The sequence below is a fragment of the Streptomyces sp. GL_140 genome, from assembly GCF_057834465.1.
Genome location: NZ_CM174404.1, coordinates 1,359,330 through 1,381,112, shown reverse-complemented (window position 1 = coordinate 1,381,112; position 21,783 = coordinate 1,359,330). Strand labels below are relative to the sequence as shown.

Genomic DNA, 21,783 nt, shown 5'->3' with positions numbered 1-21,783 from the left:
ACATGTATGGGGATTAACGGGAAACCCAGCACAGCCCTACACTTCCGCAGGTCAGGGGCTTTCGTCGTCCTTCCCTGCGAGCAGCAGGCCCTTATAGATCTGGCCGGCCGCGCTGCGCTTCTTCTCGAAGCCGCGATGGCCCAGAGATTCGGCGAACGAGACCTCACTGCCTGCCTGTTCGCGGCTGCTCTGGCACCACTCCACCCAGTCCAGGAAGAGCTCTCGGGCTTTCACGACACCGTGCGGGTTGGCGATTGTCCGGTCGTCCAGGAAGCGCCCCAGGACGTCGCTGGCGGCCTGGTACTCCTGCGTGCGGACCCGCACCGCCTCCGGAGGCTTCAGGCCCTCCGTCAGGTACGCCTGCCAGCCCCGATAGACCCACCCGAGGATCGCGGCCGACGCGGCCTTCAAGCGGCCGGGCAGGCCTCCGTCGCGCTCTTCTTCAGGGATCACCACGTCGAACGGGACGACGAGGATGCGCCTCCACACCGCGGGGTCGTCGCCGCTGACCGCTGGCAGGTGGTTGGTCAGCATGATCAGCGTGTGTGTCGGGTCGAACGTGATCGGGTTCTTGTGCATGTAGTTCGCTTCGATGGGGTCGCCACCGACGAGCCGCTTCATGGTGGCTTCAGCGAACTTGCGGCCCTTCTCGGTCTCCGAGCAGAAGGCCAGCCGGGCCCCTCGTAGGCGCATCTTGAAGGAGCCATGCCGGTCGTGCTTGGACTCCATGAGGAGGGCGGGGTCGACCTCGATGGCGTAGTCCCCGAAGGCAGTCATGACGGCGTCGCGGATGGTGCCCTTGCCGTTGGCCCCGGTGCCGGTGAAGATCGGCATGACGTGTTCGGTCTGCTTGCCGAGCATGGCGTAGCCGAAGAGCCTCTGTACGAACGCTCGCACGTCCTCGTCGGGCAGGATGCGCTTGAGGAAGGCTTCCCACTCGTCGTTGGTCTCGTTACCTAGGACGGCGCCGGCCACCTTGGTGATGAGGTCGCTGCGTTCGTTGGCGTAGGACGTCCCCTTCTCGAGGTCGATCGTCTTGCCGGGGGTGTTGAACAGGTAGGGGTCGGAGTCGAGGTGCCGGGCCGCGGTCGAGATCGGTCGCATGGCCGAGGCCAGCTTGAGCATCCCTTCGACGCCGGCCGCTGATTCGGACTTGCGGATGTCGGCGTACAGGTCGTCTCGCTCCTGCCCCTTGTCCATGGCCTGGACTTCGCCGAGTGCCTGCTTGGTGGTACGGATAGCGGCCTGGATGTCGACGCGCTGTTCGTCGAGGTACCAGCGGGCGCCGGTCCAGAAGTGCCAGCCGATGCCATGGACGTGCCGGAGGCTGTCTGCGTGCTCTTCGGCGAAGCGTTCGGCCATGCGCAGGTGGCCGCGGTGCTGCTCCGGCCGGGGCCGGGGAACGATGCGCAGCGGCGGCGCTTCGGGCGGGGGGAGGGCCTGTTCGCTCACGCTGCCCTCCTCTCGTGGGTGTAGGTGAGGTAGCGGCCGTGGCCGCCAGGGACGCGGATGGGTGGCCATCCGGGGGTGGCGTGCAGGTTGGCGCCGATGCGGCGTGCCTGGCAGGACGGGCAGCCGCAGTCAGGGGCGTGAGGGGTATTTCGCCGTGCGACGGTTTCGGCGTGCGTCGCCGCGTTGGCGGTGAAGGTCCGGCTGCTCACGTCGCGGAACCACTGGAGTAGCGACTCCTCGTCGCCGTACTTCCGCCACTTTTCGGCGGCATCTAGGGCGCCGGCGAGCCTGCGGGGATCGTCTGGCCGGAGTGCCCGCCAGGCCCTTGAGGCGTAGGGCGGGAACTCGTCGGCGTAGAAGAGGGTGCGGGCTTCGGCCCAGAGGGCGACGATGTCGCCGGGGTCGATGTGCGGCCCGTCCTGTGGCAAGCTGGTCGCAGTCGACCCGCTAGCCGCGGAGACTTCCGGATCCCGAGTACGTGCCCCGTACTCGGGATCCTTTGCGTTCTGGATCATGCCGCCCCCTGGCTACCGGCCTGGGCCTCGAGCTGGGCGTGCGTGGTTTCGCCGGAGAGCAGACGCACCAGGTCTGCGGTGATCACGACGACGCGGGCGCCGAACGGGATCGTCTTGACGGGGCTGTCTCCGCGCTTGATTCGCTCGTGCAGGTGGCTCTTGCTGCAGCCAATGGCTCGGGCCGCTTCAGCGACTGAGACGGTGGCCGCCCAGCTGCGAACTTCCGTCAGGGTCGGTCGGGTCTTGATCATGCCGCCACCTGCTTCTGCGAGGCGGCGAGCCAGGTGAGCACGTCCGTCCGCTGGTACCGCACGCGACCGGACCGGCCGGGGCTGAGCTTCCGGTAGGACGGCCCGATGCCGAGAGAGCGCCAGTTTGCGAGCGTCTGAACTGCGACGTTCAGGAGTTCGCTGACTTCCCGGGGGTTGAGTAGGTGCCCTTCATTAAGGATCTCGGTCATCTAGACACTCCAAGTCAGAGTGCGCGATCTCGTAGATGTGGAACTGGATCGCTACAGTGACGAATATAGAGCGGTAGCTTGCGGGATGTCTAGTCCGTGCCGCAGAATCGCCATCATGGCTTCTAATGCAGTGGTGGCAGGGCCGACCGCAAAGCGGGTAGCGGCCAACATCGAGCGCGTGCGTAAGGCGCGCCAGCTCAAGCAGAAGGACGTCTCGGACGCTTTGGGCGCGATCGGGCGGGCGACACTGGCGACGGTCGTCAGCAAGATCGAGCGCGGTGAGCGGCGTATCGATGTAGACGACGTCGTGGCCATCGCCCTGGCACTCAACGTCTCGCCTCTGACGCTCCTGATGCCGGACGAGGCCGGCGACCAGGCGGCCAGGCTGACGGAGGGCTGGGAGGTGAGCGGCAGGACCGCCTGGGCTTGGGCATTGGGCCGAGAGCCGGCCATGGACCCGCGACCCGACGGGTACCCCATCGGTCCGGGTGACGACCCTGCGGCTGCGGTTGAGGCGGACGAGCGGCAGCAGGAATACAACCGACTCAGGGCCGATTACCTCGCGCTCGCTCTGCCGCAGGGGCTCCGGCGGGCCGCAGATCGACCTGCTGTGCGCTTGGCGCGCCAGCTCGAGGAATTGATCGCGGACGTCACTGGCGGCACCGCGGAAGATGCCGCCGATCGCGCGGCATTGCTGCGTATGGCGCGGCGCCGATACCAGCAGCTCGGCATCGAGTTGGACGAGATCGAGGACCAGATGAAGAGCTGAGCGCGCCCCGCCCGGCCGCAGCTGGCGCTCACGAACCGACGGATTGCAGGGCTGAACCGGAGGAACACAATGGCGGATTCAATCAAGAAGATCACCCTGAGGAACGGCACCACCCGCTACCGAACGGTGGTCGATGCCGGCCGTGACGAGGCCGGCAAGCGAATCCAGCTCACCATCACCAAGAACACCAAGACGGAGGTTAAAGACGAGCGCATCCGCATCCAGGCTGGCCGGAAGGACGGCACGTTCGTCGCGCCGAACAAGATCACGGTGGGGGAGTGGCTCGACCAGTGGCTGGAGTTCAAGAGCCGTGACGTCGAGGAAACGACGATCCGCACCTATCGGCTCGCCCTGGTGCATGTCTACGACCGTCTTGGGGCGATCCGCCTCCAGGAGCTGACCGAGGATCGTGTCCGCGATTTCGTGGACGAAGTCGTCGCGACCGGGCGGCGGAAAGGTGGTGAGCCGGGCACCCGCTTGGCCATCTCTACGGTTGAAGGGATCCTCACCCGCCTCCGAGAGGCCCTGGCGCGAGCGGTCATTCGGAAACTGGTCGCGGTGAACGTGGCGTCAAAGGTGCGTCCCTCACTCGCTGACAAGAAGACCGACAAGCGGGAGGACGTCCGGGCCAAGCCGTGGACGGTGGCAGAAGTCCAGACGTTCATCCGTGGCGTCCATCAGGATCGGCTGTTCGCACCCCTGCTCTTGTCGTTGATGGGTCTCCGGCCCGCCGAGGTGTGCGGCGTGCGATGGGCGGACGTTGACCTCGAGCAAGGGCTGCTGTCCATCGAGCGGACGCGCACGATGATCGGTAACCATCGCGTGCTCGAGAAAGACACGAAGACGGCGTCCGGCGAACGCGTCCTGCCGCTACCCCGCGGGCCATGGGAAGCCCTGCGCGCCCTGCGCCTGCAGCAGGCCCAGGAGGAGCGAGCTGCAGGAGAGGGCTACACGGGCACTGGGTACGTCGCTGTGAACGAGCTCGGTGTCCCGCTGAATACACGGCAGCTTCGGGAGTACGCCTACGCGCTCATGGCTGCGCTGGAGCTTCGCAAGGTCCGCCTGTACGACGCGCGGCACTCGGTCCTGAAGGCCCTGGCGCTCAGCGGTGTGCCTGATGTCATCCTCGCCGCGTGGGCCGGCCACACGAATGCGGCCTTCACCAAACGGAAGTACGTGTCCATCGAAGCCGAGGATATGAGGGGCGCGGCTGCCGCCCTCGACGTCTTCCACGGCGAAGATCGAAAAGCCATCCTGTGAGAAATTGTGAGATTTGATCTCTCGCGAGTCCACTCAAACGTCGTTTGACCTGCTGGAATCTGATTCTCGGTAGAACAGTGGATGGATTCTACTTGGGCCGCAGCTGTGCGTTTACGCAGGTAGGGGGCCCGGCCCGGATTGTGCCTTGCTACGAGAGCCGTCCGGCCCCCGGAGCTTCGCCGGCCGGGGCCTCGTACGCCAGCAGCTCCGGGCGTTTGGCCGGGCGGCCGTCCCCGCTGGAGCGGCCGGTCAGGCGGCGGCCGACCCAGGGGAGCAGGTGCTGCCGCGCGAAGCTGAGGTCCTGTGCGCGGCGTACCGCCCAGCCCGGCGGGAGCTCGGGCGGCAGTTCGGTGCGCCAGTCCGTCTCGGGGGGCAGGCCCAGCGCCTGCCAGACGGCCTCCGCCACCCGGCGGTGCCCCTCGGCGGTCAGGTGCAGCCGGTCCACGTCCCACATCCGGGGATCCCCGAGCACGGAGGCCCCGTACAGGTCGACCACGAGGGCCCCGTGGCGCGCGGCGAGCTCTTCGATGATGAGGAAGAGTTCCTCCATGCGGGGGCGGAAACGTTCCATCACGGGTCCGTTGCGGCCCGGGGAGCGCATCAGGACCAGCGTCCCGCAGGAGGGGGCGAGCAGGCCGACGGCCTCCTCCAGGTGTCCGCGCACCCGGCCCATGTCCACCTTGGGGCGCAGGGTGTCGTTCAGCCCGCCGACCAGGGTCACCACGTCGGCGCCCATGGCGGCCGCCGCCGGTGCCTGCTCCTCGGCGATCTGCCCGATCAGCTTGCCGCGGACCGCGAGGTTCGCGTAGCGGAAGCCGGGCTCGCGCGCCGCGAGGCGGTCGGCCAGCAGATCGGCCCAGCCCCGGTAGGAGCCGTCGGGAAGCAGGTCGGACATGCCTTCGGTGAAGGAGTCGCCGACCGCGACGAAACTGGTGTAAGACGCATTCATCTCCATGGCGGGAGCGATGCTACCGCGCGGTACGCCGGTTTCGCAGCGGTGCCCCGCCCCCGTCGTCGGAGGCGGGGCACCGCGCGGCACGTCCCGGCTACGCCGACGCGGGGTTGCCGAACAGTTCCCGCAGCACGTCCTCCATGGTGACCAGGCCCGTCATGGCGCCGTCCGCCCCTAGGACCGCCGCCAGGTGCGTACGGCTGCGCCGCATCGCGGTCAGCACGTCGTCCAGCGGGGTCTCGGCCCGCACCTGGGCGATCGGCCGCAGCGCCGAGACCGGGAAGGGCTCGTCGCGCTCCGCCGCGTCCAGGGCGTCCTTGACGTGCAGATACCCCAGGATCCGGTGCTGTGCGTCGATCATCGGGAAGCGGGAGTACCCCGACTCCGCCGACAGCCGCTCCAGGCCGGCGGGCGTGATGCCCTCGCGGGCCGGAACCACCCGGTCCGCCGGCAGCACCACATCGGTCACGGGTCGGCGCCCCAGCTCCAGGGCGTCGTGCAGCCGCTCGCTCGCCCGGCCGTCGATGAGCCCCGCGTCACTGGAGTCCTTGACGATGCGGGCCAGCTCGTCGTCCGAGAAGGTGGCCGTGACCTCGTCCTTCACGTCCACCCGCAGCAGGCGCAGCAGGGTGTTGGCGAAGGCGTTGATCGCGAAGATCACCGGCTTCAGGGCCCGCGCCAGGGTCACCAGCGGCGGACCCAGCAGCAGCGCGGTGCGCACCGGCTCGGCCAGGGCCACGTTCTTCGGCAGCATCTCGCCGAAGAGCATGTGCAGGTACGTGGCCAGCGCCAGCGCCACCACGAAGGAGATCGCGTGGGTCAGTCCGGCCGGTACCCCGAAGAAGTCGAAGGCCGGGGTGAGCAGGTGCGCGATGGCCGGCTCGGCCACCACACCCAGCACCAGCGTGCACAGGGTGATGCCCAGCTGGGCCGCCGCCATCAGCGCGGACACGTGCTCCAGGGCCCACAGCACGGCCTTGGCGCGCCGGTCGCCCTGCTCGGCGTAGGGCTCGATCTGGCTGCGCCGGACCGAGATCAGCGCGAATTCCGCGCCGACGAAGAAGGCGTTGACGACCAGGGTCGCCAGGCCGATCAGCAGCTGGACGGCGGTCATCGCGCCCCCTCCCCGTCGGTGTCGGACGGCTCGGCCGGAGCGTGCAGCAGCACCCGCGCGGCCCGTCGCCCACTGGCGTCCACCACGTCCAGGCGCCAGCCGCCGAGCTCCAGGCTGTCGCCGACCGCGGGGATCCGCCCCAGTTCGGTCGCTATCAGACCGGCCAGGGTCTCGTACGGACCGTCCGGCACGCGCAGGCCGATCCGCCGGAGCTGGTCGGTGCGGGCGGAGCCGTCGGCGGAGAACAGCGCGCGCCCGGCGTCGTCCACCCCTGCCGAGTCCAGGTCGGAGGTCTCGTGCGGGTCGTGCTCGTCGCGGACCTCGCCGACGACCTCCTCGACGATGTCCTCCAGGGTGGCCACACCGGCCGTGCCGCCGTACTCGTCGATGACCACGGCCATCGTCTGCTTGCCGGACAGCCGGTCCAGCAGCCGGTCCACGGTCAGCGACTCCGGTACCAGGAGCGGCTCGCGCAGCAGCTGCGACACCGGGTAGCGGTGGCGCTCCTCGGCGGGCAGTGCCAGTACGTCCTTGATGTGCACGGTGCCGACGACCGTGTCGAGGCTGCCCCGGTAGACGGGGAAGCGGGAGAGGCCGGTGGCGAGCGTCGCGTTGGCCACGTCCTCGGCGGTGGTCTGCACGTCGAGGGCGGTGACCTGGACGCGCGGGGTCATCACGTTCTCCGCGGTCAGGTCGGCGAGGTTGAGGGTCCGCACGAACAGCTCGGCGGTGTCCTTCTCCAGAGCGCCCGCCTTCGCGGAGTGCCGGGCCAGGGCCACCAGCTCCTGCGGGGTGCGCGCCGAGGCGAGCTCCTCTGCGGGCTCCAGGCCGAACCGGCGGACCATGTGGTTCGCCGTGCTGTTCAGATGGCTGATGAGCGGTTTGAACGCCCGGCTGAAGACCCGCTGCATGGTGGCGACGCGCTTGGCGACGGCCAGCGGCGAGGAGATCGCCCAGTTCTTGGGCACCAGCTCGCCGACGACCATAAGGACGACGGTCGACAGCACGGTGCCGAGGATCAGGGCGGTGGAGGACGCGGCGCCCTCGGAGAGCCCCATGGCCTTGAAGGGGCCCTGGAGCAGGGCGGCGATCGAAGGCTTGGAGATCATGCCGATGACCAGGCCGGTCACGGTGATGCCGAGCTGGGCGCCGGAGAGCTGGAAGGTCAGGCTGCGGACGGCGGCCATGGCGCTGTCGGCGCCGCGCTCGCCGCGCTCGACGGCCCGCTCCAGTTCGCTGCGCTCGATGGTCGTCAGCGAGAACTCCGCGGCGACGAAGACTCCGCAGGCAAGACAGAGCAGCAGCGCCAGGACGAGCAGGAGCACTTCGGTCATCGGTGGTTCACCTCCGTCCCATGATCAGCCAGGAGGAGGGGTATCGCGCGATGTCGCCGAAGTGGAGGAAGGGGACTGGGAGGCTCGCCCATGGGCGGACGCTCACACCTTTCGTTATGAGTGGAACCGATGGCTACAGGGTAAAGGAAAGGCAAAGCAAAGTGCATATTCTTTTGGTGGAGCCCGTTCGGCCGTGATGGGATCCGCACATGAACGATCTTTACATCGAACCCGCCACGGCGGCGGACCTCGCCACCGTCCTCGACTTCTGGAAGGCCGCCGCCGAGGGCACGAGTATCAGCGACGACCTCGACGGCGTCGAGCGGCTGCACGCCCGCGACCCGCAGTCGCTGCTGCTCGCCCGGCGCGACGGCGAACTGGTCGGCACGGTCGTCGCAGGCTTCGACGGCTGGCGGTGCCACCTGTACCGGCTCGCGGTGCACCCGGCACACCGCCGCCAGGGGATCGGCTCGGCGCTGCTCGCCGCTGCCGAGGAGCGGTTCGCGGCGCTCGGCGGACGGCGCGCGGACGCGATGGTGCTCAACCGGAACGAGCGCGGACAGCGCGCCTGGGAGGCCGCGGGCTACCACCCCGAGGACCACTGGACGCGCTGGGTGAAGCCGCTGAACGGGTGACGGCGCCGGCAGTGGTGGGGCCGGGGGCCACCGCGCTCAGTCGTGCGCGACGGCCGCCAGTACGTTCATCCGCGCGGCCCGCAGCGCCGGCAGGACGGCCGCCGCCAGCCCGACCACCACCGACCCGGCGAGCACGGCCCCCATCACCGGCCAGGGGATCTCCAGGGTGGTCATCCCCTGCAACTCCAGCACCTGCTGCATCGACAGGCCCCAGGCCAAGCCGAGGCAGAGCCCCAGCACCGCCCCGAACACCGCGATCACCACCGACTCCAGGTGGATCATCCGGCGCAGCTGCGCCCGCGAGAGCCCCACCGCCCGCAGCAGCCCGATCTCCCGGGTGCGCTCCACCACCGACAGGGCGAGGGTGTTGACCACGCCCAGCACCGCGATGACGATCGCCAGCGCGAGCAGCCCGTAGACCATCATGAGCAGCACCGATATCTGGCCCCGGATCAGCTCCTTGTAGTCGGCCTGGTCCCGTACCTGCACCTGCGGGTACCCGGCCAGGGCCGCCTCCAGGCGGGTCCGCAGCGCGGCCACGTCCGCCCCGCGCGCGGCGTTCACGTACACCGCCGCGTCCTGGCCGCCCGGCAGGTACTTCTCCAGCGTCTCCAGCCCCATGAACAGCCCGCCCGTGGTGCCCGGAGCCTGCGGCGCGTCCATGTCGGTCAGCGCCCCCACCGTCAGCGAGGCCTTCGAGCCGCCCGCGAAGAGCACCGGCAGGACCGTGCCGACCCGGATGCCGTGGGACACGGCGAAGTCGCGGTCCATGCCGATGCGGTCCGCCGCGAGGGCCGCCGGGGTCGCGCCCTGCGCGTACGTCACGTGGGCGACCTCGTCGAGCTCCGGGCCGTACCCTGCCGCCGAGGATTCGACCGCGGAACCGTCCGGGAGCTGGAGGCGGACCGGCGCGAAGCGCTGGCGCACCACGAGGCCGTCCGGCACGCAGCGGCGTACCGCTTCGGTCACCTCGGCGGGGAACGGCATGAAGTTCGCGTTCTGGACCACGTAGTCCGCGCCCAGCGTCCTGTCGATCTGGGTGTCGAACGAAGCCGCCATCGAGGAGCTCGCCACCGACAGCCCGCCCACCAGGGCCAGCCCCACCATCAGGGCCGAGGCCGTCGCCCCGGTCCGGCGCGGATTGCGCAGCGCGTTGCGCCGGGCGAGCAGACCCACCGCGCCGAACAGCCGCGGGAAGGCCCCGCCCAGCAGCCGGATCACCGGCCGCACCAGCACCGGCCCCGCCACCACCGTGGCCACCAGGGTCAGTACTACACCCAGCCCGAGCAGCGCGGAGGCGCTCGACGTGCGGCCGCTGACCGCGCAGCCCGCCAGGGCGGCGGCCCCGGCCGCGCCGAGCAGCGCGCCCGCGGTGGCCCGCACGGTCAGGGGTTTGCCCAGCCCCGCCACCTCGGCGTCGGCCAGCGCGGCCATCGGGGAGACCGCGGCCGCGCGGCGGGCCGGCAGGTACGCGGCCACGAGCGTGACGCCGACGCCGACCGCGTAGGCGGCCACCGGAGTTCCTGGGCCGACCACCATCTCGGAGGGATCCAGATTCATCCCGGCCAGGCCCATCAGCGCCATCAGCCCCGCCGCCAGCCCGATTCCGGCCCCCAGGCCCAGGGTGGAGCCGGTCAGCCCCAGCAGCAGGGCCTCCGTCAGCACCGAGCGGCGGACCTGCCGGCGGTCGGCACCGAGGGCGCGCAGCAGGCCGAGCTCCCGGGTGCGCTGGGCGATCAGCATCGAGAAGGTGTTGACGATCAGGAAGATCCCGACCAGCACGGCGACTCCCGCGAAGCCGAGCATCACGTACTTGATCACGGAGAGGAATCCGCCCAGCTGGGCGGTGGCGCTCTTGGCCTGCTCGGCCGCGGTGCGCAGCTCGTACCCGGTGCCGGTGCCACCAGAGGTGCCGGTGGCCAGGGCCGCCGCGATCCGGGACTTCAGCTCCGCGTCCGGGACGCCCGGGGCCGCGTCCACCGCGATGGCCGTGGCCCGGTCGGGTCCGCCCAGCAGCTGCCGCTGCGCGGCCGAGGTCTCCAGGAAGACCAGGGCCGCGCCCGGGTTGGTGGTGGTGAAGGTGGCGATCCCCGTCACCTCGACCTGGAAGGAGCCCGGAGCGGCGAGAACGGTGAGGGTGTCGCCGATCCGCACCCCGCGCCGGTCGGCCGTGTCCCGGTCGATCAGCGCCTCGCCGGGGCCGGCCGGAGCGTGTCCGCTGGTCAGCTTTACGGGGCTGCGCGAGGTGACGTACCAGTTGGCCGCGATGGTCGGCCCGCCGGTGGTGGGGCCGACGGGTTTGTTCGCGCCGTCCACCACAGTGACGTTCTCGGCGGTGACGTCGAGGTGGACCGCGGCGACGCCCGGCACGGCCCTCACCCGGTCGGCCAGGGAAGCGGGCAGCGTCGGGACGAAGCCGGAGGGCAGGGGCTGGGTGAAGTCCTGGTGCGGGCCGACCGTCACGTCGGCGGAGGTGGAGGCGAAGAGCCTGTCGAAGGTACGGGTGACCGTGTCCGAGAAGATCAGGCTGCCGGTGACGAAGGCCACGGACAGCAGGACCGCGAGGGCGGAGAGGAGCAGGCGGCCCTTGTGGGCGAGGAAGCTGCGCAGGCTCGCGCGGAACACGGCGGTCAGCCCTCGGAGGCGGAGGCGGATTCGGTGTCGGAGCCGGCCCGGGTGTCGGCTCCGGTGCCCGCGCCGGACCCGGTGTCCGGAGCGGACAGCCGGCGCATCCGGTCCAGGACCGCCTCGGCGGTCGGGTCCGGCATCCGGTCCACGACCCGGCCGTCCGCGAGGAAGAGGACGAGATCGGAGTGGGCGGCGGCGCCGGGATCGTGGGTGACCATCACGACGGTCTGGCCGAGGGAGTCCACCGCTTCGCGCAGGAAGCCGAGCACCTCGGCGCCGGAGCGGGAGTCCAGATTGCCGGTGGGCTCGTCCGCGAAGATCAGCTCGGGGCGGGAGGCGAGGGCGCGGGCGCATGCCACCCGCTGCTGCTGTCCTCCGGAGAGCTGGTTGGGACGGTGGTGGAGGCGGTCGCGCAGCCCGAGGGCGTCGATGACGCGGTCCAGCCACTGCTGGTCGGGGCGGTGGCCGGCGATGTCCATCGGGAGGGTGATGTTCTCCGCGGCGGTCAGGGTCGGCAGGAGGTTGAACGACTGGAACACGAAGCCCACGCGGTCGCGGCGCAGGCGGGTGAGTTCGCGGTCGGCGAGGCCGGTGATCTCGGTGTCGCCGAGCCAGACCCGGCCGGAGGATACGGTGTCCAGCCCGGCGAGGCAGTGCATCAGCGTGGACTTCCCGGAGCCGGAGGGACCCATCACCGCCGTGAACCGGCCCCGGGCGATGTCGACGTCGACGGAGTCGAGGGCGACCACGCGGGTCTCGCCGGCGCCGTACGCCTTGGTCAGCTCCCGGGCCCTGGCCGCGGCCTGTGTACTGGTCACCCTGATCTCCCCCGTGGGACAACTCCGTTGCCTTGGGGGAGAGTAGGGGTGGAACCGTTGCTTCGGAACGGGCGGTGACCCGGCCTCTCAACCGGCCGGGCCTTTCAACCGACCCGGCCGCTCAAAGGCAAAGGGCCGGGCCCTCAGGCGGCAGCGCCCCTCAGGCGGGCCAGGCCGTCAGGAAGGACCGCTCCGACCACGTGCCGTGCAGGGACGGCGCCAGCCAGCCGGGTGCCGCCGTGCGGAAGGCCACGGGGTCCAGGGCTCCGGCACCCTCCGCGATCGCACCCAGCAGGGGGAGCGCGGAGACGGCGGGGAGGTCGGCCAGGTTGCAGCGGGCCGCCAGGCCCGGGTCGGCGGGCCAGCTGCCGATCACCACGCCCAGGGCGGCAAGGCCGCGGGTCCGGAGGGCTTCGGCCGTGAGGGCGGTGGAGTTGAGCGTGCCCAGGCCCGCCGGGGCCACGACCAGGGTCGGGGCGCCGAGCAGCCGGGCCGCGTCGGCCAGGGTGTGGCCGGCCTCGTCGAAGCGGACCAGGAGACCGCCCGCACCCTCGACCAGGACCAGGTCGTGGGAGAGGGCCAGCCGGTGCGCGGTGTCCGCGATCGCGGCGGGGGAGACCGTGGGGAGGGCCGCGCGGCGGGCCGCCGTGTCCGGGGCCAACGGCTCGGGATAGCGGGCCAGTTCCACGGTGGTGATGGCGGAGCCGGCCAGCCGGGCGGCCTCCGCCACATCCCCGGGCTCGTCCGGGCCCACCCCGGTCTGGGCCGGCTTGAGGACGGCCACCGAGAGGCCCGCGGCGAGGGCCGCCGCGGCGAGGGCCGAGGTGACCACCGTCTTGCCGATCTCGGTACCCGTGCCGGAGACCATGACGATCCGGGGCGCAGGCGCGGAGGCGCTGGTCACCGTGGAGCCGGGCACAGAGGCGCCGGGCACAGAGGCGCCGGGCGTGGGGATGTCGTCGGCCATGTCAGGCCTCCTTCGCGGCCGCGAGGACTCCGCGGCAGATGCGGGCCACGTCGGCGTCGCCCGTGACGAACGGCGGCATCGTGTAGATCAGGTCCCGGAACGGGCGGAGCCAGACGCCCTCCCGGACCGCGGCCCGGGTGGCGGCCGACATGTCGACGTCGTGGTCGAGCTGGACCACGCCGATCGCGCCCAGGACCCGTACGTCCTTGACTCCGGGCAGGGACGCGGCCGGTGCCAGGCCTTCGAGCAGGCCCGCTTCGATCCGCTTGATCTCGCGCTGCCAGTCCTGCCCGAGGAGCAGGTCGACCGAGGCCAGTGCCACGGCCGTGGCCAGCGGGTTGCCCATGAAGGTCGGTCCGTGGGCCAGTACGGGGACTTCGCCCCGGGAGATCCCGTCCGCCACGCGCTCCGTGCACAGGGTGGCGGAGAGGGTGAGGTATCCGCCGGTCAGCGCCTTGCCCAGGCACATCACGTCCGGGGTGATCCCCGCGTGGTCGGCCGCGAACAGCACGCCCGTGCGGCCGAAGCCCGTGGCGATCTCGTCCAGGATGAGCAGCACGTCGAACTCGTCGCACAGCTCCCGCAGGACCCGCAGGTAGCCGGGGTTGTGGAAGTTCATGCCGCCCGCGCCCTGGACCACCGGTTCCACGATCACCGCGGCCAGCTCGTCCGCGTGCGCGGAGACGAGGGAGCGCAGGTGGGCCACGTACGCGGGGTCCAGCGGGGCGGAGAACCCACTCGGCGGGACGTCCGCGAAGAGCTGGCGCGGGAGCATGCCCGACCACAGCTCGTGCATGCCGCCCTCCGGGTCGCAGACGGCCATCGGCTGCCAGGTGTCCCCGTGGTAGCCGCCCCGCCAGGTGAGCAGCCGGGTCTTGCCCGGCCGGCCCACGGAGCGCCAGTACTGCAGGCACATCTTCACCGCGACCTCGACCGAGACCGAGCCCGAGTCGGCGAGGAAGACGTGTTCCAGGCCGGCCGGGGTGATCTCGACGAGCTTCGCGGCCAGCCGCACGGCGGGCTCGTGGGTGAGCCCGCCGAACATCACGTGCGACATGCGGCCGAGCTGGCCGGTCACCGCGTCGTTCAGCACCGGGTGGTTGTACCCGTGGATCGCCGACCACCAGGAGGCCATGCCGTCGACCAGCTCGTCGTTGCCCTGCGCCGTTTCGGCCAGCCGCAGCCGGACGCCCGAGGCGGAGGCGACGATCAGGGGGTCCTGGCGGCCGGGCATCGGGCCGTAGGGGTGCCAGACGTGCTGCCGGTCCAGCGCGAGCAGTTCGGCGGCCGGCAGCGCGTCGGGCGAGTGGTGCAGGTCAGGCATTGGGAGCGAGGTCCGTTCCCGCGCCACGGCGGCGTACCGCCACCAGACCGGAGCGGACCTCGCCCGCCTCGGCCTGGGCGGGTACGGGGGCCTCGTGCCCGGCATGCCCGGAGCAGCCGCCGCACGCCGAACCGCAGCCGGGCTCGTCCGCCGCGGAGGAGGAAGAAGAGGAGCCGCAGACGGAGGCGCCCGCACCCTGCGAGCCGCAGCGGCCGGTGGCGGCCGCCGCCTGCTCGGAGCGGTGCGCGGGCAGGGTCGTCGTACCGGCGCCCTCGACCTCGAAACCGGCGTCCGCGATCATGTCGAGGTCGGCCTGTCCGGCCTGTCCCTCGCTGGTCAGGTAGTCGCCCAGGAAGATCGAGTTCGCCACGTGCAGCGCCAGTGGCTGCATGGTGCGCAGGTGCACCTCGCGGCCGCCCGCGATCCGGACCTCGACGTCGGGGCAGACGAAGCGGACCATCGCCAGGATGCGCAGGGCGCGCTGCGGGGTGAGGTTCCACTCCTTGGCGAGCGGGGTGCCCTCGAAGGGGATCAGGAAGTTGACCGGCACCGAGTCGCTGTCGAGCTCGCGCAGCGCGTAGACGACATCGACGAGGTCCTCGTCGCTCTCGCCCATGCCCGCGATCAGACCGGAACAGGCCGACAGCCCGGCGGCGTGCGCCTTTTGTACCGTGTCGACCCGGTCCGCGTAGGTGTGGGTCTTGGTGATCTGGCCGTACGTGGCCTCGGAGGTGTTGAGGTTGTGGTTGTAGGCATCCGCACCCGCGTCCTTGAGGCGCTCCGCCTGGCCGTCCGACAGCAGACCGAGGCAGGCGCACACCTCGACGCCCTCGTTGTTCTCCTTGATGGCCTCGATGGTCTTGCCGACACGGTCCACGTCGCGGTCCGTCGGGCCGCGCCCGCTCGCCACCAGGCAGACCCGCTTCGCCCCGCCGGCCACGCCTGCGGCGGCCGCCTGGGAGGCCTCCTCGGGCTTCAGCCAGGTGTACTTGAGGATCTCGGCCTTCGATCCCAGCCGCTGGGAACAGTACGAGCAGTCCTCCGGGCACAGCCCCGATTTGAGGTTCACCAGGTAGTTCAGCTTGACCCGGCGGCCGAACCACTGGCGACGCACCTTGCCGGCCGCCGCGACCACGTCGAGCAGTTCGTCGTCAGAGGTAGCCAGCACGGCGAGTGCTTCTTCACGGGTCGGCAGCTCGCGCCGCAGCCCCTTGTCCACGAGGGTGTTCAGCAGGTCCATGACGCCGATCCTGTCCCACGTGACCACTCCCGGCCAAGGAGAGATCCAACAACATGGCTTGAAGAGAGTGTGTGTATCGCCACACTTGGCGGTCGAGTGGTGACGGCTAGGGTCGGTCAGGTCTGTGGACTGCCGACAAAACGCGAGGACTGCCGATGCCCGACCAGCACACCGCCGCCCGCGCGGACGTCTTCTCCTGGATCGACGACGCGGAGCGGGCCCGGGAGAAAGGCGGACTTGTCCGGACGCTGCGCCCGCGCCCGGCCTCCTCGCCGCTCCTCGACCTCGCGAGCAACGACTACCTGGGGCTGTCCCGGCACCCCGAGACCGTACGGGGCGCACGCGAGGCGGCCGAGCTCTGGGGCGGCGGAGCCACTGGATCCAGGCTGGTCACCGGCACGACCGAGCTTCATGCGGAGCTCGAGCGGGAGCTCGCCGCCTTCTGCGGTTTCGAGGCCGCGCTGGTCCTCTCCTCCGGGTACGCGGCCAACCTCGCCGCCGTCTGCGCGCTGAGCGGCAAGGGCACCCTCGTCGTCTCGGACGCCTCCAACCACGCCTCGATCGTGGACGGCTGCCGGCTGTCGCGCGCCGAGATCGCCGTGGTCGCGCACTGCGATCCGGAGGCCGCGCGCAAGACCCTCGCCGGGTACGAGGGGCGGGCGCTGATGGTCACCGACTCGGTGTTCTCGGTGGACGGGGACGCGGCCCCGCTCGCCGAATACGCGCAGGCCTGCCGGGCCGAGGGCGCAGCCCTGCTCGTGGACGACGCGCACGGACTCGGCGTACTGGGCGAGGGCGGCCGGGGCGCACTGGCGGCGGCCGGGCTGGCGGGCGCACCCGGGGTGGTCGCGACGCTGACCCTCTCCAAGTCCCTGGGCAGCCAGGGCGGGGCGGTCCTCGGGCCGGCCAAGGTGATCCGGCACCTGGTCAACACGGCCCGGACCTTCATCTTCGACACCGGGCTGGCCCCGGCCGCGGCGGGCGCGGCCCTGGCCGCCCTGCGCCTCCTGGAGCGGGAGCCGCAGCGCGCGGACCGGGCCCGCGAGGTGGCCGCCGATCTGTACGGGCGGCTCACCGCGTCCGGCCTGACCGCGGCCCGGCCGGACGGGGCCGTGGTGTCGGTACGGGCCCCGTCGGCTTCGGCGGCACTGCGCTGGGCCGCCGACTGCCGCGAGGCAGGACTGTCCGTGGGGTGCTTCCGCCCGCCGTCGGTGCCGGACGGCATCTCCCGGCTGCGGCTGACCGCGCGGGCCGATCTCACGGGGGACGAGATCAGCCGTGCGGTGGAGACGATCCTCAGGACCGCTCCGGACGGGGCCACGGACCGCTAGGCAGTCTTTCTCGGATCCTGCCGTCTCCGAGAAACGACCCGGGCGGACCCACGGGCCCGAGGGCCCACGGGCCGCCGGACGGAGCTACGGGAGCACGTCCGCCCGTACGGAGACGAGGAAGCCGTCCCAGGCCGGACCGGTGAAGAGCACGGCCGGGCCGTCCGCCCGCTTGGAGTCGCGGACGGCCATCAGGCCGCTACTGAGCACGGCCGTTTCCACGCAGTTGTTCATTCCGGTGCTGCGGCTACTGCGCCGCCACCTCGCGCTGTTCAGAAGTCCGCTGGTGGATAAGGGGGTTGCGGACACGGGTGTGCCTCCTTACGCGTCGTCAGCGAGGGCGCTGATGAGATCCGACGAATCGCGGGGCGGGAGGGCGTGCGCCTGAATGGTGCGGAACGCGGCGCTGTACGCCTCAAGGTCTTCCTTCCGCTCCAGATAGAGGCTACTCGTCAAATGGTCGAGTACCACCACATCCAGATCGGCGATGTTCGGAAATGAGAAAATAACGAACGGTCCGGTCAGGCCGAGATGACCACCCACGCTGAACGGCAGTACTTGCAGCCGCACTTGGGGCAGCCGTGACACCTCCACCAGGTACCGCAGCTGCTCGGCCATCACCCCCGGCCCGCCGATCTTCCGCCGCAGCACCGCCTCGTCCAGTACCGCGCTCAGCTCCAGCGGCGGATCGGCCCGCAGTACGGACTGACGCGCCAGCCGTACGTCGACCAGCGCGTCGACCTTCGGCTCCGGCAGGCCCCCCAGCGCGGCCCGGGTCACCGCCCGCGCGTACTCCGGGGTCTGCAACAGGCCCGGCACCACCGAGAGTTCGACCGTGCGGGCCGCGCGCGCACCGGCCTCCAGGCTGATGAAGTCCCGGTACTCCTGGGGCAGCAGCCCCCGGTAGTCGTGCCACCACTGGCGCCCGCGCCCGGTGTCGGCGCCCGGGGCGGGGCCGGCCGCCGAGGCGGAGAGGGCCTCCAGCAGCGCGCGCTCCTGCGGGCTCACGACCTCTCCGTAGGCGTCGAGCAGCAGCCGGATGTCCTCCAGCTTGACGCCGCTGCGCCCCGTCTCGATTCGGCTGATCTTCGACTGGTGCCATCCCACGAGCCGGGCCGCCTCACCACTGGTGAGTCCGGACCGGTCGCGCAAGGCGCGCAGTTCCTCGCCGAGCTTGCGCCGGCGCACCGCAGGACCGTGCTGCACACCTGCCTCCTTTCACCGGCACAGGTCGCACCAGTCTGCCGTCCAAATACGCTCTTCCGTAGCAGAGTTCACTGCATCGAGCGACAGATATATGCATATGTTGGGGGATCGGCAGAAACGGCGGGACTACGGGTGGCACTCTGGCGTCCAGCGCAGATCCGGGGCGGCTGCGCCCCGGTGGGAAAGGGACCGTCGCCATGGCAGATCACCAGGAAGCATCCGTCACTCTGCCGAGCGATCCGGCCTCGGTCAGGGCCGCCCGCCGTTACGTCGCGGAGGTGCTGGACGGCTGGGGACTGTCCGAGGGGACCGACACGGCCGACAGCGTGCGGCTGATCGTTTCGGAGCTCGCCACCAACGCCGTACAGCACACCTTCGGCCAGTCGCCCACCTTCACCGTGGACATCCGCCTGGAGCGCGAGGAACGGCTGCGGGTGGGGGTCACCGACAGCCACCCGCGCTGGCCCAAGCGGCTCCCGGCCGCCGTCCAGCAGGACAACGGCCGGGGCATGGTCATCATCCGGTGGCTCACCGCGGAGGCGGGCGGCCGGCTCTCCGTCAGCCCGACGGAGGACGGCGGCAAGACCGTGTGGATCTCCCTGCCCTGGACGGTCGGAGCCCCGGCGAGGACCGCGCAGGGCTGCTGAGCGACACCCCGTCGAGCCGAGGCCCGTCGAGCCGAGGGACGCCGGGCCGCGGCCTGTCGGGTCAGGCGCCGGCGCGCTCCGAGACGCTGCGCTCTATGCACAGCTCGTTGCCCTCCGGATCCGCGAGCACCACCCAGCCGGTGCCGTCCTCCCGGCGGCGGTCGTCCAGCAGCTTCGCGCCGAGTCCGACGAGGCGCTCGACGTTCTCGTCGCGGGTCCCGGTCGTCGGCATGATGTCCAAGTGGACCCGGTTCTTCCCGGACTTCTCCTCCGGGACCTTGATGAAGAGCAGTCCGGGCACGCCCGGCTGACCCGGCACCAGCAGGATCTCGGGGTCCTCGGCGAGGTCGTCCGGGTGGATCGGGAATCCCGTGACGGCGGACCAGAACTGCGCCAGCAGGTAGGGCTCCTGGGCGTCGATGGTGATGTGGTGGATGGGGTTCGCGAACACTTTGCTCCTTCTTGGGCGTTGTCGGCCGGTCCGACGGCGGTGGTGGCCGCGTATACGGAAACCGGGTCCGAAGGCTCCCCGAATTGAACCGGGTACCTCCCCGAAACGTGGGTTAACTCGGCGGAAAAATGCGGTCCCTAGCGTGATGGGCACGTCCTGCGGTCAATGGGCGCCCATGGATCGGCAAAGGGACGGTCCGTGCCACGGAAAGCCTTTCCCCGCGTTGGGGCAAGAGAAGCTTGATACGGATACGTGCAGGTCAACAAAGTGTTGAAGTCCCTTAGGGTCGGCTCGGCGCGATGCTGATCATGTCCCGGAAGCTTGGTGATTGCTGTGCAATTGACCCCCCACGAGCAGGAGCGACTGCTCATTCACGTCGCCGCGGACGTGGCCGAAAAACGTCGGGCGCGCGGTGTTCTCCTCAACCACCCCGAGGCGATCGCCCTCATCACTTCGCACATCCTCGAAGGCGCCCGCGACGGACGGACGGTGGCCGAACTCATGGCCTCCGGCCGCACCGTGCTCTCCCGCGCCCAGGTCATGGAGGGGATACCCGAGATGATCCACGACGTCCAGGTCGAGGCGACCTTCCCGGACGGCACCAAGCTCGTCACCGTCCACGACCCGATCGTCTGAGAGGGAGTACCCCGCATGATCCCCGGCGAAATCGCCTACGGGGACGGTCCGGTGCGCCTCAACGAAGGCCGGCCCGTCACCCGCATCACCGTGCTCAACGCCGCCGACCGGCCCGTCCAGGTCGGTTCGCACTACCACTTCGCCGAGGCCAACCCCGGCCTCGACTTCGACCGTGCCGCCGCCCGCGGGCAGCGGCTCGACATCGCCGCGGGCACCGCGGTCCGCTTCGAGCCGGGCATCCCGGTCGCCGTGGACCTCGTACCGCTGGGCGGACTGCGCACCGTACCGGGACTGCGCGGAGAGGTCGGAGGGCCCCTCGATGTCTGAGATATCGCGCCAGAACTACGCCGACCTCTTCGGCCCCACCACCGGCGACCGCATCCGCCTCGCCGACACCGACCTCTTCGTCGAGATCGAGCAGGACCTCGCGGGCGGCCCCGGACGGGCCGGCGACGAGGCCGTCTTCGGCGGCGGCAAGGTCATCCGCGAATCCATGGGCCAGGCCCGCACCACGCGCGCCGAGGGCGCCCCGGACACCGTCATCACCGGCGTGGTGATCATCGACCACTGGGGCATCGTCAAGGCCGACGTCGGCATCCGCGACGGCCGGATCTGCGGCATCGGCAAGGCCGGCAACCCGGACACCATGGACGGGGTGGAACGAGCACTCGTCATCGGGCCCGAGACCGAGATCATCGCGGGCAACGGGAAGATCCTCACCGCCGGGGCCGTCGACACCCACGTGCACTTCATCTCCCCGACCGTGATCGAAGAGGCCCTGGTCTCCGGCATCACCACCCTCGTCGGCGGCGGCACCGGACCCGCCGAGGGCAGCAAGGCCACCACCGTCACCCCCGGACCCTGGCACCTGGCCCGGATGTTCGCCGCGCTGGAGTCCTACCCGGTCAACATCGGCCTGCTCGGCAAGGGCAACACCATGTCCCGCGAGGCCATGTACTCCCAACTGCGCGGCGGAGCGCTCGGCTTCAAGCTCCACGAGGACTGGGGATCCACCCCCGCCGTCATCGACGCCTGCCTCACCGTCTGCGAGGAGACCGGCGCCCAGGCCGCGATCCACACCGACACCCTCAACGAGGCCGGGTTCGTCGCCGACACCCTCGCCGCCATCGGCGGACGGACCATCCACTCGTACCACACCGAGGGCGCGGGCGGCGGGCACGCACCCGACATCATCACCGTGGTCTCCGAGCCCAACATCCTGCCCAGCTCCACCAACCCGACCCGGCCGCACACCGTCAACACCGTCGAGGAACACCTCGACATGCTGATGGTCTGCCACCACCTCAACCCCGCCGTCCCCGAGGACCTCGCCTTCGCCGAGTCCCGGATCCGGCCCTCCACGATCGCCGCCGAGGACGTCCTGCACGACCTGGGGGCCATCTCGATCATCTCCTCCGACGCCCAGGCCATGGGCCGCGTCGGCGAGGTGATCCTGCGCACCTGGCAGACCGCCCACGTGATGAAGAAGCGGCGCGGGTTCCTGCCCGGCGACGGACCCGCCGACAACCACCGGGCCCGCCGCTACGTCGCCAAGTACACGATCAACCCCGCCGTGGCCCAGGGCCTGGCCCGGGAGATCGGCTCCGTGGAGACCGGCAAGCTCGCCGACCTGGTGCTGTGGAACGCGGCCTTCTTCGGGGTCAAGCCCGAACTGGTCATCAAGGGCGGCCAGATCGCCTACGCCCAGATGGGCGACGCCAACGCCTCCATTCCCACCCCGCAGCCGATGCTGCCCCGCCCCATGTTCGGGTCGTACGGGCGTGCGCCCGGCCTCAACTCGGTCAACTTCACCGCCCAGGCCGCCCTCGACGACGCCCTGCCCGAACGTCTGGGACTCGGCAAGGAGTTCGTCGCCATCGAGAGCACCCGCAAGGTGACCAAGGCGGACATGCGCAACAACGACGCCATGCCCAGGGTCGAGGTCGACGCGGACACCTTCACCGTCACCATCGACGGCGAGGTGGTGGAACCGGCTCCGGCGGCCGAACTGCCCATGGCACAGAGATACTTCCTCTTCTGATGGGCG

At 70.8% G+C, this 21,783-nt stretch carries 23 protein-coding genes; 8 read left to right on the top strand and 15 right to left on the bottom strand.

The window, feature by feature from the left end; all coding sequences use genetic code 11:
• Positions 1-51 precede the first annotated feature (51 nt).
• From AC3IYJ_RS06370 to AC3IYJ_RS06355, 4 genes are all read right to left on the bottom strand, one after another.
• Positions 52-1,452 carry a DNA primase family protein gene (locus tag AC3IYJ_RS06370; protein WP_489400366.1) on the bottom strand — a complete coding sequence of 467 codons (1,401 nt, stop codon included), beginning with the start codon at positions 1,450-1,452 and terminating at the stop codon, positions 52-54.
• The gene (locus AC3IYJ_RS06365; RefSeq protein ID WP_489400365.1) at positions 1,449-1,880 is read right to left on the bottom strand and encodes a DUF2742 domain-containing protein; all 432 of its coding nucleotides are present in this window, start codon (positions 1,878-1,880) and stop codon (positions 1,449-1,451) included. The genes AC3IYJ_RS06370 and AC3IYJ_RS06365 overlap by 4 nt, the downstream gene beginning before the upstream one ends.
• 83 nt (positions 1,881-1,963) lie before the next feature.
• On the bottom strand, positions 1,964-2,218 hold the full coding sequence (locus AC3IYJ_RS06360; RefSeq protein ID WP_489400364.1) for a DNA-binding protein: 255 nt from the start codon (positions 2,216-2,218) through the stop codon (positions 1,964-1,966).
• Positions 2,215-2,427, bottom strand: a complete 213-nt coding sequence (locus tag AC3IYJ_RS06355) for a helix-turn-helix transcriptional regulator (protein ID WP_489400363.1) — start codon at positions 2,425-2,427, stop codon at positions 2,215-2,217. Before AC3IYJ_RS06355 ends, AC3IYJ_RS06360 begins: the two co-directional genes overlap by 4 nt.
• Before the next feature lie 115 nt (positions 2,428-2,542).
• Here AC3IYJ_RS06355 and AC3IYJ_RS06350 point away from each other — a divergent pair, with 115 nt between their 5' ends.
• The gene (locus AC3IYJ_RS06350) at positions 2,543-3,196 is read left to right on the top strand and encodes a helix-turn-helix domain-containing protein (protein WP_489400362.1); all 654 of its coding nucleotides are present in this window, start codon (positions 2,543-2,545) and stop codon (positions 3,194-3,196) included.
• Between the two features lie 69 nt (positions 3,197-3,265).
• Positions 3,266-4,456, top strand: a complete 1,191-nt coding sequence (locus AC3IYJ_RS06345) for a site-specific integrase (protein WP_489400361.1) — start codon at positions 3,266-3,268, stop codon at positions 4,454-4,456.
• Positions 4,457-4,604: 148 nt separating this feature from the next.
• On the opposite strand, the gene AC3IYJ_RS06340 is transcribed toward AC3IYJ_RS06345, so the two are convergent.
• The 3 genes from AC3IYJ_RS06340 to AC3IYJ_RS06330 form a co-directional block, all read right to left on the bottom strand.
• On the bottom strand, positions 4,605-5,411 hold the full coding sequence (locus AC3IYJ_RS06340) for an SGNH/GDSL hydrolase family protein (RefSeq protein ID WP_489400360.1): 807 nt from the start codon (positions 5,409-5,411) through the stop codon (positions 4,605-4,607).
• 91 nt (positions 5,412-5,502) lie between these two features.
• Positions 5,503-6,522 carry a hemolysin family protein gene (locus AC3IYJ_RS06335; protein ID WP_489400359.1) on the bottom strand — a complete coding sequence of 340 codons (1,020 nt, stop codon included), beginning with the start codon at positions 6,520-6,522 and terminating at the stop codon, positions 5,503-5,505.
• The gene (locus AC3IYJ_RS06330) at positions 6,519-7,856 is read right to left on the bottom strand and encodes a hemolysin family protein (protein ID WP_489400358.1); all 1,338 of its coding nucleotides are present in this window, start codon (positions 7,854-7,856) and stop codon (positions 6,519-6,521) included. The genes AC3IYJ_RS06335 and AC3IYJ_RS06330 overlap by 4 nt, the downstream gene beginning before the upstream one ends.
• Before the next feature lie 209 nt (positions 7,857-8,065).
• On the opposite strand from AC3IYJ_RS06330, the gene AC3IYJ_RS06325 reads away from it, so the two are divergent.
• Complete coding sequence (locus AC3IYJ_RS06325) at positions 8,066-8,491, top strand: GNAT family N-acetyltransferase (protein ID WP_489400357.1); 426 nt, start codon at positions 8,066-8,068, stop codon at positions 8,489-8,491.
• A gap of 36 nt (positions 8,492-8,527) precedes the next feature.
• Here AC3IYJ_RS06325 and AC3IYJ_RS06320 read toward each other — a convergent pair whose 3' ends face one another.
• The 5 genes from AC3IYJ_RS06320 to bioB all read right to left on the bottom strand — a co-directional run bounded on the left by AC3IYJ_RS06320 (position 8,528) and on the right by bioB (position 15,468).
• Positions 8,528-11,116 (bottom strand): FtsX-like permease family protein, encoded by a 2,589-nt coding sequence (locus AC3IYJ_RS06320; protein WP_489400356.1) that lies wholly within the window; start codon positions 11,114-11,116, stop codon positions 8,528-8,530.
• A gap of 5 nt (positions 11,117-11,121) precedes the next feature.
• The gene (locus AC3IYJ_RS06315; RefSeq protein WP_489400355.1) at positions 11,122-11,937 is read right to left on the bottom strand and encodes an ABC transporter ATP-binding protein; all 816 of its coding nucleotides are present in this window, start codon (positions 11,935-11,937) and stop codon (positions 11,122-11,124) included.
• Between the two features lie 160 nt (positions 11,938-12,097).
• Positions 12,098-12,805, bottom strand: a complete 708-nt coding sequence (gene bioD, locus AC3IYJ_RS06310) for a dethiobiotin synthase (protein WP_489402713.1) — start codon at positions 12,803-12,805, stop codon at positions 12,098-12,100.
• A 100-nt stretch (positions 12,806-12,905) separates the two neighbouring features.
• The gene (locus AC3IYJ_RS06305) at positions 12,906-14,228 is read right to left on the bottom strand and encodes an adenosylmethionine--8-amino-7-oxononanoate transaminase (protein ID WP_489400354.1); all 1,323 of its coding nucleotides are present in this window, start codon (positions 14,226-14,228) and stop codon (positions 12,906-12,908) included.
• Complete coding sequence (gene bioB / locus AC3IYJ_RS06300; protein WP_489400353.1) at positions 14,221-15,468, bottom strand: biotin synthase BioB; 1,248 nt, start codon at positions 15,466-15,468, stop codon at positions 14,221-14,223. The genes AC3IYJ_RS06305 and bioB overlap by 8 nt, the downstream gene beginning before the upstream one ends.
• Before the next feature lie 155 nt (positions 15,469-15,623).
• Here bioB and AC3IYJ_RS06295 point away from each other — a divergent pair, with 155 nt between their 5' ends.
• A complete protein-coding gene (locus tag AC3IYJ_RS06295; RefSeq protein WP_489400352.1) occupies positions 15,624-16,799 on the top strand; it encodes an 8-amino-7-oxononanoate synthase in 1,176 nt (391 codons plus the stop codon).
• Between the two features lie 84 nt (positions 16,800-16,883).
• Here the strand turns inward: AC3IYJ_RS06295 and AC3IYJ_RS06290 are convergent, their stop codons facing one another.
• Complete coding sequence (locus tag AC3IYJ_RS06290; protein WP_489400351.1) at positions 16,884-17,105, bottom strand: DUF397 domain-containing protein; 222 nt, start codon at positions 17,103-17,105, stop codon at positions 16,884-16,886.
• Positions 17,106-17,117: 12 nt separating this feature from the next.
• Positions 17,118-18,002, bottom strand: a complete 885-nt coding sequence (locus AC3IYJ_RS06285) for a helix-turn-helix domain-containing protein (RefSeq protein ID WP_489400350.1) — start codon at positions 18,000-18,002, stop codon at positions 17,118-17,120.
• Between the two features lie 197 nt (positions 18,003-18,199).
• On the opposite strand from AC3IYJ_RS06285, the gene AC3IYJ_RS06280 reads away from it, so the two are divergent.
• The gene (locus AC3IYJ_RS06280; protein ID WP_489400349.1) at positions 18,200-18,649 is read left to right on the top strand and encodes an ATP-binding protein; all 450 of its coding nucleotides are present in this window, start codon (positions 18,200-18,202) and stop codon (positions 18,647-18,649) included.
• 61 nt (positions 18,650-18,710) lie between these two features.
• Here the strand turns inward: AC3IYJ_RS06280 and AC3IYJ_RS06275 are convergent, their stop codons facing one another.
• On the bottom strand, positions 18,711-19,100 hold the full coding sequence (locus AC3IYJ_RS06275) for a VOC family protein (protein ID WP_489400348.1): 390 nt from the start codon (positions 19,098-19,100) through the stop codon (positions 18,711-18,713).
• 333 nt (positions 19,101-19,433) lie between these two features.
• On the opposite strand from AC3IYJ_RS06275, the gene AC3IYJ_RS06270 reads away from it, so the two are divergent.
• From AC3IYJ_RS06270 to AC3IYJ_RS06260, 3 genes are read left to right on the top strand one after another with little or no spacing between them, the layout of a single operon-like run.
• Complete coding sequence (locus tag AC3IYJ_RS06270) at positions 19,434-19,736, top strand: urease subunit gamma (protein WP_371614748.1); 303 nt, start codon at positions 19,434-19,436, stop codon at positions 19,734-19,736.
• A gap of 15 nt (positions 19,737-19,751) precedes the next feature.
• Positions 19,752-20,063, top strand: coding sequence for an urease subunit beta (locus AC3IYJ_RS06265; protein WP_489400347.1), 312 nt, complete (start codon positions 19,752-19,754; stop codon positions 20,061-20,063).
• Positions 20,056-21,777, top strand: coding sequence for an urease subunit alpha (locus AC3IYJ_RS06260; protein ID WP_489400346.1), 1,722 nt, complete (start codon positions 20,056-20,058; stop codon positions 21,775-21,777). The genes AC3IYJ_RS06265 and AC3IYJ_RS06260 overlap by 8 nt, the downstream gene beginning before the upstream one ends.
• Positions 21,778-21,783: the final 6 nt, after the last annotated feature.

Excerpts from the sequence above, each read along its gene's own strand:
- bioD (WP_489402713.1), bottom strand. The coding sequence starts at position 12,805 with ATGGTCTCCGGCACGGGTACCGAGATCGGCAAGACGGTGGTCACCTCG.
- AC3IYJ_RS06280 (WP_489400349.1), top strand. The coding sequence starts at position 18,200 with ATGGCAGATCACCAGGAAGCATCCGTCACTCTGCCGAGCGATCCGGCC.
- AC3IYJ_RS06360 (WP_489400364.1), bottom strand. The coding sequence starts at position 2,218 with ATGATCAAGACCCGACCGACCCTGACGGAAGTTCGCAGCTGGGCGGCC.
- AC3IYJ_RS06330 (WP_489400358.1), bottom strand. The coding sequence starts at position 7,856 with ATGACCGAAGTGCTCCTGCTCGTCCTGGCGCTGCTGCTCTGTCTTGCC.
- AC3IYJ_RS06335 (WP_489400359.1), bottom strand. The coding sequence starts at position 6,522 with ATGACCGCCGTCCAGCTGCTGATCGGCCTGGCGACCCTGGTCGTCAAC.
- AC3IYJ_RS06305 (WP_489400354.1), bottom strand. The coding sequence starts at position 14,228 with ATGCCTGACCTGCACCACTCGCCCGACGCGCTGCCGGCCGCCGAACTG.
- bioB (WP_489400353.1), bottom strand. The coding sequence starts at position 15,468 with ATGGACCTGCTGAACACCCTCGTGGACAAGGGGCTGCGGCGCGAGCTG.
- AC3IYJ_RS06325 (WP_489400357.1), top strand. The coding sequence starts at position 8,066 with ATGAACGATCTTTACATCGAACCCGCCACGGCGGCGGACCTCGCCACC.
- AC3IYJ_RS06340 (WP_489400360.1), bottom strand. The coding sequence starts at position 5,411 with ATGGAGATGAATGCGTCTTACACCAGTTTCGTCGCGGTCGGCGACTCC.
- AC3IYJ_RS06345 (WP_489400361.1), top strand. The coding sequence starts at position 3,266 with ATGGCGGATTCAATCAAGAAGATCACCCTGAGGAACGGCACCACCCGC.
- AC3IYJ_RS06350 (WP_489400362.1), top strand. The coding sequence starts at position 2,543 with ATGGCTTCTAATGCAGTGGTGGCAGGGCCGACCGCAAAGCGGGTAGCG.
- AC3IYJ_RS06260 (WP_489400346.1), top strand. The coding sequence starts at position 20,056 with ATGTCTGAGATATCGCGCCAGAACTACGCCGACCTCTTCGGCCCCACC.
- AC3IYJ_RS06265 (WP_489400347.1), top strand. The coding sequence starts at position 19,752 with ATGATCCCCGGCGAAATCGCCTACGGGGACGGTCCGGTGCGCCTCAAC.
- AC3IYJ_RS06355 (WP_489400363.1), bottom strand. The coding sequence starts at position 2,427 with ATGACCGAGATCCTTAATGAAGGGCACCTACTCAACCCCCGGGAAGTC.
- AC3IYJ_RS06295 (WP_489400352.1), top strand. The coding sequence starts at position 15,624 with ATGCCCGACCAGCACACCGCCGCCCGCGCGGACGTCTTCTCCTGGATC.